Annotated in this window: 6 protein-coding genes; 4 read left to right on the forward strand and 2 right to left on the reverse strand. The window is 71.7% G+C overall.

Translation table 11 applies throughout. The features are described from left to right. Positions 1-10 precede the first annotated feature (10 nt). From ABTZ59_RS21625 to ABTZ59_RS21640, 4 genes are read left to right on the forward strand one after another with little or no spacing between them, the layout of a single operon-like run. Entirely contained in the window at positions 11-1,435 is a 1,425-nt protein-coding gene (locus ABTZ59_RS21625) for a glycosyltransferase (RefSeq protein WP_351408629.1), read from the forward strand. Positions 1,436-1,447: 12 nt separating this feature from the next. Next, the gene (locus tag ABTZ59_RS21630; RefSeq protein WP_351408642.1) at positions 1,448-2,503 is read left to right on the forward strand and encodes a DegT/DnrJ/EryC1/StrS family aminotransferase; all 1,056 of its coding nucleotides are present in this window, start codon (positions 1,448-1,450) and stop codon (positions 2,501-2,503) included. Positions 2,504-2,522: 19 nt separating this feature from the next. Continuing rightward, positions 2,523-3,698 (forward strand): cytochrome P450, encoded by a 1,176-nt coding sequence (locus ABTZ59_RS21635; protein WP_351408645.1) that lies wholly within the window; start codon positions 2,523-2,525, stop codon positions 3,696-3,698. A 58-nt stretch (positions 3,699-3,756) separates the two neighbouring features. Beyond that, positions 3,757-3,951 carry a ferredoxin gene (locus ABTZ59_RS21640; RefSeq protein WP_351408922.1) on the forward strand — a complete coding sequence of 65 codons (195 nt, stop codon included), beginning with the start codon at positions 3,757-3,759 and terminating at the stop codon, positions 3,949-3,951. 94 nt (positions 3,952-4,045) lie between these two features. Here the strand turns inward: ABTZ59_RS21640 and ABTZ59_RS21645 are convergent, their stop codons facing one another. Next, positions 4,046-5,230 (reverse strand): cytochrome P450, encoded by a 1,185-nt coding sequence (locus ABTZ59_RS21645; protein WP_351408666.1) that lies wholly within the window; start codon positions 5,228-5,230, stop codon positions 4,046-4,048. A 136-nt stretch (positions 5,231-5,366) separates the two neighbouring features. Continuing rightward, complete coding sequence (locus ABTZ59_RS21650) at positions 5,367-11,579, reverse strand: type I polyketide synthase (protein ID WP_351408684.1); 6,213 nt, start codon at positions 11,577-11,579, stop codon at positions 5,367-5,369. Positions 11,580-11,627 lie beyond the last annotated feature (48 nt).

Consider the following 11,627-nt stretch of genomic DNA (forward strand, 5'->3'; position numbering starts at 1 on the left):
GGTGTTGTCCATGAGCTCGATTCGGCGGCCGATCCTGTTCGTCAGCTATGCCGAAAGCGGTCTTCTCAACCCGCTGCTCGTACTGGCGGAGGAATTGTCCCGCCGCGGGGTGGAGGATCTGTGGTTCGCGACCGACGAAAAGGGTCGCTCCGATATCGGGGCGGCCAAAGCGGGAACGCCCGTGGAGTTCGCGTCACTGGGCGATGTGGTGTCCGAGATGTCGGCCGTCACCTGGGACGACGAGACGTATCGGGAGGTGACCCAGCGTTCGCGGTTCAAGGCGCATCGCGCGGTCATCAGGCATTCCTTCGCCCCGGAGTCCCGGGTGGAGAAGTACAAGCGCCTCGAAGCCGTCGTCGATGAGGTGAAGCCGGCTCTGATGGTCATCGAGTCGATGTGCCAGTTCGGGCACGAGCTGGCCATCACGAAGAAGATCCCCTTCGTGCTCGGCGTGCCGTTCGTGCCGAGCAATGTGCTCACCTCGCATGTGCCGTTCGCCAAGTCCTACACCCCGGGCGGCTTCCCGGTGCCGCACTCGGGGCTGCCGCTGGACATGACGTTCGCGCAGCGGGTGGAGAACCAGTTCTTCCGGCTGCGGACGCTGGGGATGTTCATGACGTCCTCGATGCGCAAGGTGGTCGAGGAGGACAACCGGATCCGCGAGGAGCTGGGGATCGCGCCCGAGGCACGTCAGATGATGGCCAGGATCGACCATGCGGAGATGGTGCTCTGCTACTCGGTGCCCGAGCTGGACTACCCGTTCCCGATGCCGGAGAAGATGCGGCTGGTCGGCGCGATGGTGCCGCCGCTGCCGCAGGCGCCGGACGACGACGGTCTCTCCGGGTGGCTCGACGCGCAGGAGTCCGTGGTCTACATGGGGTTCGGCACGATCACCCGGCTGACCGGGGAGCAGGTCGGGGCGCTGGTGGATGTGACGCGACGGCTGGCGAGCAAGCGCGCGGCGGTGCTGTGGAAACTGCCCAAGGAGCAGCAGGAGTTGCTGCCGCCTCGGGACGAACTGCCCGCCAATCTGCGGATCGAGAGCTGGGTCCCGTCCCAGCTGGATGTGCTGGCCCATCCGAAGGTCAAGGTCTTCTTCACCCATGCCGGCGGCAACGGCTATCACGAGGGGCTGTACTTCGGTAAGCCGCTGGTGGTGCGTCCGCTCTGGGTCGACTGCGACGACCAGGCGGTCCGCGGCCAGGACTTCGGGGTCAGTCTGACCCTCGACCGTCCGGAGACCGTCGATCCGGACGACGTGTTCGACAAGCTCACCCGGGTGCTCGACGACGGCGCGTTCCGTGAGCGCGCCGAGCACTTCGCTGAGTTGCTGCGTGCCGCGGGCGGCCGGTCCGCTGCCGCGGATCTGATTCTGGGCCTGCCGGCCCTCAGCGAGCCCGCTCCCGCCACCGCTCCGGCTGCCGCCACCGACTGAAGGAGGCATTCCATGTCATACACCCATCCTGTGTCCAGGCCCTGGCTCGGCGGGCGTGAGCTCGACTATGTGACGGACGCCGTCAGTGACGGCTGGATCTCCTCGCAGGGGCCGTATGTCGCCAGGTTCGAGAGCGAGTTCGCCGGCTACCACGGCACCGCGCACGGCGTCGCCTGCTCGTCCGGTACGACGGCGCTCACGCTGGCCCTGCGCGCCCTCGGTGTCGGCCCCGGCGACGAGGTGATCGTCCCCGAGTTCACGATGATCGCGACGGCGTGGGCGGTGACCTACACCGGTGCCACGCCCGTCTTCGTGGACTGCGGGGACGATCTCAATATCGATGTCTCGCTCATCGAGGAGAAGATCACCCCCCGCACCAAGGTGATCATGCCGGTGCACATCTACGGCCGCCGGTGCGACATGGACCGGATCATGGAACTGGCCCATGAGTACAACCTGCGGGTGGTGGAGGACTCCGCCGAGGCGCACGGCGTACGGCCGGTGGGCGACATCGCCTGTTTCTCGCTCTTCGCCAACAAGATCATCACCGCCGGTGAGGGAGGTATCTGCCTCACCGACGACAAGCGTCTCGCCGATCAGATGGCGCATCTGCGGGCGATGGCCTTCACCAAGGACCACAGCTTCCTGCACAAGAAGCTGGCCTACAACTTCCGTATGACGAGCATGCAGGCGGCCGTCGCCCTGGCGCAGACCGAGCGGCTCGACACGATCCTGGAGACCCGCCGGAAGATCGAGCGGCGCTACGACGAGGGCCTGAGCGGTATCGACGGGATCACGCTGATGCCGCCGCGCGATGTGCTGTGGATGTACGACCTGCGCGCCGAACGCCGCGAGGAGCTGCGGGACTTCCTCGCCGACGAGGGCATCGAGACACGGGTCTTCTTCAAGCCGATGAGCCGGCAGCCCGGCTATCTCCACCCCGACTGGCCCTCGCTGAAGGCCAGCCGCTTCAGCGAGGACGGCTTCTACCTCCCGACCCACACCGGGCTGACCGAGGAGGACCAGGAGTTCATCACGGGCACGATCCGCAAGTTCTACGGCGCCTAGGCCCAGGGGAATCGAGAAGATGACGACTACCGACAGGTGCCCGGTCGCCTTCCCGCTGCGGCGGCCCGGCCAGTCCTTTCCGCCGCCGGAGTACCGGGACTTCCGCGAACAGGACGGGCTGGTGCGCACGACGCTGCCCTCCGGCGTCCAGGTGTGGCTGGTGACCCGGCACGAAGACGTGCGTACGGTCCTCACCGATCCGCGGATCAGCTCCAATCCCTCGCATCCCGGTTTCCCCAGGGCGGCGAAGACCGGCGGTGTCCCGTCCCAGGACGAGGTGCCCGGCTGGTTCGTGGCGCTGGACCCGCCGGAGCACGGACGGTTCCGCAAGACGCTGATCCCCGAGTTCACCGTCCGCAAGGTCAGGGAGATGCGGCCGGCCATCCAGCAGATCGTCGACGAGCGTATCGACGCCATGCTCGCGGCGGGGAACACCGCCGATCTGATCGCGGACTTCGCGCTGTCCGTGCCGTCCCTGGTGATCTCCAGTCTGCTCGGGGTGCCCAACGCCGACCGGGACTTCTTCGAGACCAAGACCCGGGTGCTGGTGACGCTCACCTCCACGGACGAGCAGCGGCAGGCGGCGTCCATGGCGCTGCTGCGCTATCTCAACCGGCTGATCACCATCAAGCAGAAGCGGCCGGGCAACGATCTGATCAGTCAGCTGCTGGCCGAGGGGACGCTGAGCAAGCAGGAGCTGTCCGGTGTGTCCATGCTGCTGCTGATCGCCGGGCACGAGACGACGGCGAACAACATCGGACTCGGTGTGGTCACGCTGCTGTCCAACCCGCGGTGGATCGGTGACGAGCGGGCGGTGGAGGAACTGCTGCGCTACTACTCGGTCGCCGACCTGGTCGCCTTCCGGGTGGCCGTCGAGGACGTCGAGATCGGCGGACAGCTCATCAGGGCGGGCGAGGGCATCATCCCGCTGGTCGCCGCGGCCAACCACGACGGGACCGTCTTCGACCGCCCCAACGAGTTCGACCCGAGCAGGTCCGCCCGTTCGCATGTGGCGTTCGGATACGGAGTGCACCAGTGCCTCGGCCAGAACCTGGTCCGGGTCGAGATGGACATCGCCTACCGGACGCTGTTCGAGCGGATCCCGGCCCTGGAACTGGCCGTGCCGGTGGAGGAGCTGCCGCTCAAGTACGACGGGGTGCTGTACGGGCTGCACGCGCTGCCCGTGCGCTGGTAGACCGGCGCCCCCGGCGAGGACACACGTACGACCGCAGGCAACCGACGGAGGAATGATGGTGCGCATCAGCGTGGACACCGAACGCTGTGTGGGAGCGGGGCAGTGCGTCCTGTCGGCTCCCGATGTCTTCGACCAGGACGACTCCGGGATCGTCCTGGTCCTGGCGGAACCGGGGGACGAGCCGGGGCGGGAGGCCGCGCGGCAGGCGGGGCTGATCTGCCCGTCCCAGGCGATCACCGTGCGGGAGAGCTGAGCGGCGGACCGAGGCGTCGCTCACAACGGGCTCTGCCCCCACCGTCGGTGGGGGCAGAGCCCGTTGGCCGTCCTGTCCGCCCGGACCGGCGGTGCTACCAGGTGACCGGCAGTTCGGTGAGGCCGGCCGTGAGCCGGCCGCCCAGCACCTGGAGTTCCTCGACCGGGAGCGCGAGGCGCAGCTCGGGCAGGCGGGTGAAAAGCAGGGTATACGCCGTCTTCAGCTGCGTACGGGCCAGCGGGGCGCCGATGCAGTGCCACATCCCGTGACCGAACGTCAGATGCGGGTTGGGCGAACGGGTGATGTCGAAGAGTTCGGGGTCGTCGAAGACCTGGGTGTCGAAGTTGGAGAGGGTGAAGTCGAGCAGAACCAGATCGCCGAAGCGGATGGTGACCCCGCCGATCGTGACGTCCTCGGTGGCGTACCGCGGCAGCACCGAGCCGCCCGCCTTCGCCGAGCGCAGGATCTCCTCCACCGCGCCCGACATCAGCTTCGGGTCCCCCAGCGCCGCGTCGCGCTGCTCGGGGTGGAGGGTGAACAGCACCACCCCGAGATCGATATGGCTGGCCACGGCCTCCAGACCGGCGAAGAGCACACCGGCCGCGATCGGCCCGATGCGCTCGTCCGACGGCTCGTTCGCGCACAGCCGGGAGATCACATCGTCGCCGGGTCGGGCCCGCTTGCGGCCCGCCAGCCCCACCAGATAGCCGAACAGGTCCTGTTGCCCGTCCTGGACGGTGTTCGGGTCGTCCAGACCGCCCATCCGGGACAGCAGGGTGACGAGCAGAGCCCGGTCCTCGGCGGGCACACCGATGAGTTCACCGAGCACGGACAGCGAGAACGGCAGGGAGAACCCGCCGTGCAGATCGGCGGGCGGCCCCTGGGCGGTGAAGCTCTCCAGCAGACCTTCCGCGATGGCCTCGACCTTCGGCATCAGATTGAGCACGCGCCGGGCCGAGAAGTTCGGGGTGAGCATCGCGCGGGTCTCGGTGTGCAGCTTCCGCGCCAGCTCGGCGTCGTCGGTGACGAGCATGTCCAGGAACGGGTTGTGGACATAGCGGGGGGCGTTCGCCGGATCGGGGTGGGCGCGGGCCAGCCGCTCGTCACGGAGCAGTTCCTTGAGTTCGGCGTGGCGGGTCACCAGCCATCCCTCGTCGCCGGCGGGGGTGCGCACCTTGCAGACGGGGCTCCGGGTCTGGAGCTCGCGCAGCAGCGGGCTCAGCCGCAGCACGGTCGGCGGTACGCCCTTGAGCGACGGCGGCTCGTGGGATGTGGTCATGGGCGGGTCTCTCCTCTGGACGGTCGGACGGTGGTGCGCGGGTGCCGTTGCGCGTGGGGCCCGCTCGCTGGGGGACGGGAGGGGGCCGGGCGGGGCCGGGCCGTACGGCCGCCGTCCCGCCCGGCCCCGCCCGGGTTCAGGCCTCGCCGGCGGGCAGGCCGCCCAGCCACTCCTCGATCGTTCGCGCCGTCAGCGCGGAGTGCTCCTTGGCGAGGGACAGATGGTTGGCCTGAATCTCACGGATGTCGTCCGCGGGGACGCCGTCGGTGTCGAACAGGAAGCCGTCCAGCGACTCCACGCACCGGACCAGCATCGTCGGCGCGGTGGTGGGCACCGTCTCGATGTCGGTCATCGCCATGAACCAGTGCGCCATCGCGGAGAGCCTGGCGCTGTTCAGTGTCACCGACGGCGAGTCGATGTCGGCCAGGTAGTACCGGGTGGTCCTGTCGAGGTCCTTGCCCTCGCCCGGCTGGTACCTGATGCTCGCGGTGTCCAGCAGGATCACCGCTTCGGGCCGGATGCCCCAGGTCGCCTCCAGTACGCCCGCGGCGAGATAGGCGAGGGAGCCGCCGGTCGAGTGGCCCACCAGGACGAAGGGTTCGCCGTCGCTGGCGTGCAGGGCGCTCTCCGCGACGATACGGGCCGCCGCCTCGCTCGTGGCCGGCAGCAGCTCACCGGGGGCGAACCCCATGAGCGGCAGGGCGGAGACATGCCGCTTGCCGCGGAAGTGCGCCGCGATGCGGGCGTACTGGTGTACGCCGCCGGTGGCGCCCGGGGCGCTGACGAAGACCAGCCGGGGGCTGCTCGGACCGTCCGCGAGGACGACGGGAGCCGACAGCTCCGCCAGGTCGGCGGGGGTCTCGAAGGTCGGCCGAGTATTGGCGACGGCCTTGAGCATGCGCATGCCCTCGACCATCTTTCCGGCCTGTACCGCCGCGTAGAACAGGCCCTCCAGTGTCTCTTCCGGGTTCTGGGTGCCGCGCGCGGCGGCGGGGGCGGCGGTGCCCGGGGTACCGGGGGCGAGCTGCCCGGCCAGCTCCCCGTGGAGCCGGCGGGCGAGCTTCACCGGGGTCGCGTTGTCGAAGACCACCGAGCTGGGCAGCCGCAGCCCGAGGGCCTCGGCGAGCTGATTGCGCAGCCCGACGGAGACGAGCGAGTCGAACCCCAGCTCCAGGAAGCCGCGTTCGGGGTCGACACCGCTCGGGTCGGGGTGGCCGAGGAGCGCGGCGGAGTAACCCACCACCAGCTCGGTGAGCAGACTCTCCTGCTCCGGTGCGGCCAGGTGCCGCAGCCGCTCGCGCAGGGTGACCGGCGAGCGGTCGGCCGCGGCGGCGGTGCGGCGGGTACGGGGCACCAGCTCCCGCCAGAGCGCCGGCAGGGCCTGCTGCTCCTGGAGTCCGGCGACATTGATCCGGGTCGCCACCACCGTGGCCCGGTCCCGGGCGAGCGCGGCGTCGAACAGCTCAAGTCCCCGCTCGATGGCCAGCGGCGGCATACCGCCCCGGGCCATCCGCGCCAGATCGGCGGTGCTGACATGGCTGGTCATACCGCTGCCCCGGCCCCAGGGGCCCCAGGCGAGGGAGAGCGCGGGCAACCCCCGGCTCGTGCGGTGCCGGGCGAGTGCGTCCAGATAGGCGTTGGCCGCGGCGTAGTTGCCCTGGCCGGGGCTGCCCAGCACACCGGAGACGGAGGAGTACAGCACGAAGGCGGCCAGATCGAGATCGCGGGTGGCCTCGTGCAGATACCAGGCGGCGTCCGCCTTCGGCCGCAGTACGCGCTCCAGCAGCCGCGGCGTCAGTGAGCCGGTGAGCGCGTCGCCCAGCACACCGGCGGTGTGCACGACGGCGGTCAGCGGATGTCCGGCCGGTACGGCGGCGAGCAGCGCGGTCACCGCCTCCCGGTCGCCCAGGTCGCAGGAGACCACGCGGACCTCGGCGCCCCGCTCGGCCAGGTCGCCGAGCAGTTCCGGCACGCCCGGGGCGTCCTGGCCGCTCCTGCTGGCCAGCAGGAGATGCCGTACGCCGTGTTCGGCGACCAGATGGCGCGCCAGTTCCTTGCCGAGGCCGCCGGTTCCGCCGGTGATCAGTACGGTGCCCTCGGGGTCCCAGGGGCGTGCCGCGCCGCCGGCCGAGGAGGTCTCGTCGCTCTCGGGCAGCCGGGTGAGCCGGCCGGCCCTGACCGTGTGGGAGCGCACGACCAACTGCTGTTCGTCGAGGCCGAGCAGACCGGGCAGGACCCCCGCGGACAGGAACGTGTCGTCCATGTCGACCAGCAGGAAGCTGCCGGGGTTCTCGGTCTGCGCGGACCGTACGAGGCCCCAGACGGCGGCGGCGGCCACGTCCTTGACGTCCTCGCCGTCGACGGCGACGGCGCCCCGGGTGACGAAGACCAGCCGTGAGCCGGCCAGCGCCGGTTCGTTCAGCCACTCCTGGAGGAGGCCGAGGACGAGGGTGGTCAGGGCGCGCACCGACTCGGGTCCTGGCATCGCCGGGTCGCCGACCGCGGGCACCAGGAAGACGTCCGGGGCGACACCGCTGTCGCCGACCGCGCCGGTCAGGGACTCCGCGTAGCCGCTGACGATCTCGTCGGCGCGGTGCATCGCGTAGCCCAGGTCGAGTTCGTCGACGCCGACGACCGCCCAGCGGGTGCCGGTGGCGGCCACCGGCTCGGGCACGGACACCCAGTCGAGCGTGAGGAGCGCGCCCCGCTCGGTGCCGCCGCCCGTCGGCGCGGCCTGCCGGGGCTCGCCGGAGGGCGGGCCGAGCACCAGCGAATCGACGGAGAGCACCGCGGCGCCCGTCGTGTCGACCGCGCTCAGCGCCACCTCGTCGGGGCCGGTCGCGGTGATCCGGACACGCAGGGCGCGGGCCGCCGCGGCGTGCAGGGTCAGCCCGTTCCAGGACACCGGGACGACGGCGGGCGCGCCGTCGGGGTCGAGGAAGCACGCCGCGCGCGCGGCGGCGTCCAGCAGCGCCGGGTGGATGCCGTACGCGCCGGCGTCCTCGGCCGCCGGGGGCAGCGCCACCTCGGCGTAGACCTCGCCGTCGCGCCGCCAGACGCCCGACAGGCCCTGGAACACGGGCCCGTGGGCGAGGCCGGCGCCGGTGAGCCGTTCGTACAGTCCCGCCAGGGCGACCGGCTTGGCGTCGCGCGGCGGCCAGACGGTGGTGTCGAATCCGCCGGTTCCCTCGGCCCGCGCGGTCTGCCCGGCCGCCGCCAGCACGCCTCGGGCGTGCGGTGTCCATCCGTCCGTGTCGCGGTCGGCGGGGCGGGAGTGCACCGTCAGCGCCCGGTTGCCCGCGTCGTCCGGTGCGCCCACCCGTACCTGCACGGTGACCGCGTCGCGACCGGTCAGTACGAGAGGGGCGGACAGCGTCAGTTCCGTGACGCGGTGCCGGCCCGCCTGGTCGCCCGCCCGGATCGCCAGCTCCGCGAAGGCGGCGCCTGGCAGCACGATCCGGCCGGAGATCCGGTGGTCGGCGAGCCAGGGATGCGACCGCGCCGACAGCCTGCCGGTCAGCACGATCTCGTCCGACCCGGCGATCGTGACCGCCGCGCCGAGCAGCGGATGCCCGGCGGCGACCAGACCCAGACCCGAGGCGTCGCCGGCGACCGCGCGGGCCGTGGGCCAGTACCGCTCGCGCTGGAAGGCGTACGTCGGCAGCTCCACCCGGCGGGCGCCCGTACCGGCGAACAGTCCGGCCCAGTCCACCGCGACACCGCGGGCGTACAGCCCGGCGAGCGCGGTGACGGCCGTGATCTCCTCGGACCGGCCCTTTCGCAGGACCGGCAGCGCCGTCACGGCCGGGTCCTGGACGGACTCCGGCACGAGGGCGCTGAGCACGGCGTCCGGGCCCAGTTCCAGGAAGGTCCGTACGCCGCGCCCGGCGAGCGTGCGCACCCCGTCGGCGAACCGCACGGGCTCGCGGACATGGCGCACCCAGTAGCCGGGGTCGGTGAGTTCGGCCGTGGTGGCCACCTCGCCGGTCAGGTTGGAGACGACCGGCAGGGACGGCTCTTGGAAGGCCAGGCCCGCCACGACCGCGCGGAACGCGTCGAGCATGGGCTCCATCAGTGGCGAGTGGAACGCGTTACTGACGGCGAGCCGGGTGGTCTTGCGTCCCTCGGCCGCCAGCCGGGCGGCGAGGTCGAGCACCGCGGTCTCGTCGCCCGAGACGACCACCGCGTCGGGGCCGTTGACCGCGGCGACGGACATCCGACCGGTCAGCAACGGCGTGATCTCGTCCTCGGTGGCCCGTACGGCGACCATCGCGCCACCGGCGGGCAGCGCCCGCATCAGCCGGGCCCGCGCGGCGACCAGCCGGCAGGCGTCCTCCAGCGAGAACACCCCGGCCACATGCGCGGCCGTGATCTCGCCGACGGAGTGCCCGGCGAGGAAGTCCGGCGTGACGCCCCAGGAGGCGATCAGCCGGTACAGCGCCACCTCGACGGCGAACAGCGCGGGCTGGGTGAACCCCGTGTCGTTCAGCGCCGCCGGGTCGTCGCCCCAGATCACCTCGCGCAGCGGACGGTCCAACTCCCCGTCCAGCTGGGCCAGTACGGCGTCCAGGGCGGCCGCGAAGACGGGGAAGCGCGCGTACAGCTCGCGGCCCGTCCCGAGGCGCTGCGAGCCCTGGCCGGAGAAGAGCACGGCGAGCGCGCCCTTGCCGCGGACCCCGCGCGCCACCTCGACGGGCGCCCCGTCCTCGGTGCCCGCGGTGGCCAGCAGTACCGAGCGGTGCTCGAACGCCGTGCGGGTGGTGGCGAGCGAGAAGCCGAGGTCGAGCGGGTCGGCGCCGCGCGTGTGCGCGAAGGCGCGGATCCGGTCCAGCTGGGCGTCGAGCGCGGCGCCGCCGCGGCCCGAAACCGGCCAGGGCACGGCCTTCGGCACGACGGGCGGCGCGGGCGTGGTCGCGGACGTGGGCGCGGGCGCGGTCCCGTCCGTAGTCCCGGCCTCGGTCTCGGCCCCGGCGGGCGGCGCCTGCTCGATGAGCACATGCGCGTTGGTGCCGCTGATGCCGAACGACGACACCCCGGCGCGGCGCACCCGGTCGCCCGCCGGCCACGGCACCGGCTCGGTCAGCAGCCGTACGTCACCTGCCGTCCAGTCCACATGCGAGGAGGGCGCGTCCACGTGCAGCGTCCGGGGCAGCATGCCGTTGCGGAGCGCGAGCACGATCTTCATCACGCCCGCGACACCGGCCGCCGCCTGGGTGTGACCGATGTTCGACTTGACCGTGCCGAGCCACAGCGGACGGTCCGGCTCGCGGCCCTGGCCGTAGGTGGCGAGCAGGGCGCCCGCCTCGATCGGATCGCCCAGCGTCGTGCCCGTACCGTGCGCCTCGACCACGTCCACGTCGGACGGGGAGAGTCCGGCCCCGGCCAGCGCCTGGCGGATCACCCTTTGCTGGGAGGGGCCGTTGGGCGCGCTCAGACCGTTCGACGCGCCGTCCTGGTTGACCGCGCTGCCGCGCAGCACCGCGAGGACGGGGTGTCCGTTGCGCTGGGCGTCGGACAGCCGCTCGACGACCAGCAGACCCGCGCCCTCGGACCAGGCGGTGCCGTCCGCCGCGTCGGAGAAGGCCTTGCAGCGCCCGTCGGCGGCCAGTCCGCCCTGGACGCTGAACCCGGCGAAGCCGGCGGACGTCGCCATCACGGTCACCCCGCCGGCCAGCGCCAGCGAGCATTCGCCGTCGCGCAGGGCCTGCGCGGCGAGATGCAGGGTCACCAGTGAGGACGAGCACGCGGTGTCGAGCGTGACCGCGGGGCCTTCGAGTCCGAGGACGAAGGAGAGCCGGCCGGACATCACGCTCGCCGCGAGGCCATTGCCCGCGTAACCGCCCATGTCGTCGCGCGCGGCGAGCACGAGATGCGCGTAGTCCTGGGAGTTGGTGCCGACGAACACGCCGGTCCTGCTGCCGCGCAGGGTGGCCGGGTCGATGCCGGAGCGCTCGATGGCCTCCCAGGCCACCTCAAGGAGCAATCGCTGCTGCGGGTCCATGGCAAGGGCCTCGCGCGGCGAGATGTCGAAGAATCCCGGGTCGAAGCACGGCGCGTCGTGGACGAAGCCGCCTTCCTGGGTGGCGCTGCGTCCCTCGCCGTCCCCGGCGAGCACATCCAGGTCCCAGCCGCGGTCGTCGGGGAATCCGGAGAGGGCGCCGCGGCCGTCGGCGAGCAGTTCCCACAGCTCCTCGGGAGAGCGGACCCCGCCGGGGAACCTGCATCCCATCCCGACGATCGCCACCGGTTCGTGACGGCCGGATTCGGCCTCTTCGAGTCGTCGGCGGGTCTGGTGCAGATCCGCCGTGACCCACTTCAGGTATTCGACGAGTTTCTGTTCGTCCGGCATCGTCCGTGAACCTTCCTCAGATGTGTCGCGTGCGAAGGGAGTGGGCCC

Source organism: Streptomyces sp. NPDC094034 (genome assembly GCF_040303865.1).
In the GTDB taxonomy this organism is placed as follows: Bacteria; Actinomycetota; Actinomycetes; order Streptomycetales; family Streptomycetaceae; genus Streptomyces.

Bases quoted from the DNA above. Each gene is read 5' to 3' on its own strand.
- ABTZ59_RS21630 (WP_351408642.1), top strand. From the start codon at position 1,448: ATGTCATACACCCATCCTGTGTCCAGGCCCTGGCTCGGCGGGCGTGAG.
- ABTZ59_RS21625 (WP_351408629.1), top strand. From the start codon at position 11: ATGAGCTCGATTCGGCGGCCGATCCTGTTCGTCAGCTATGCCGAAAGC.
- ABTZ59_RS21650 (WP_351408684.1), bottom strand. From the start codon at position 11,579: ATGCCGGACGAACAGAAACTCGTCGAATACCTGAAGTGGGTCACGGCG.
- ABTZ59_RS21635 (WP_351408645.1), top strand. From the start codon at position 2,523: ATGACGACTACCGACAGGTGCCCGGTCGCCTTCCCGCTGCGGCGGCCC.
- ABTZ59_RS21645 (WP_351408666.1), bottom strand. From the start codon at position 5,230: ATGACCACATCCCACGAGCCGCCGTCGCTCAAGGGCGTACCGCCGACC.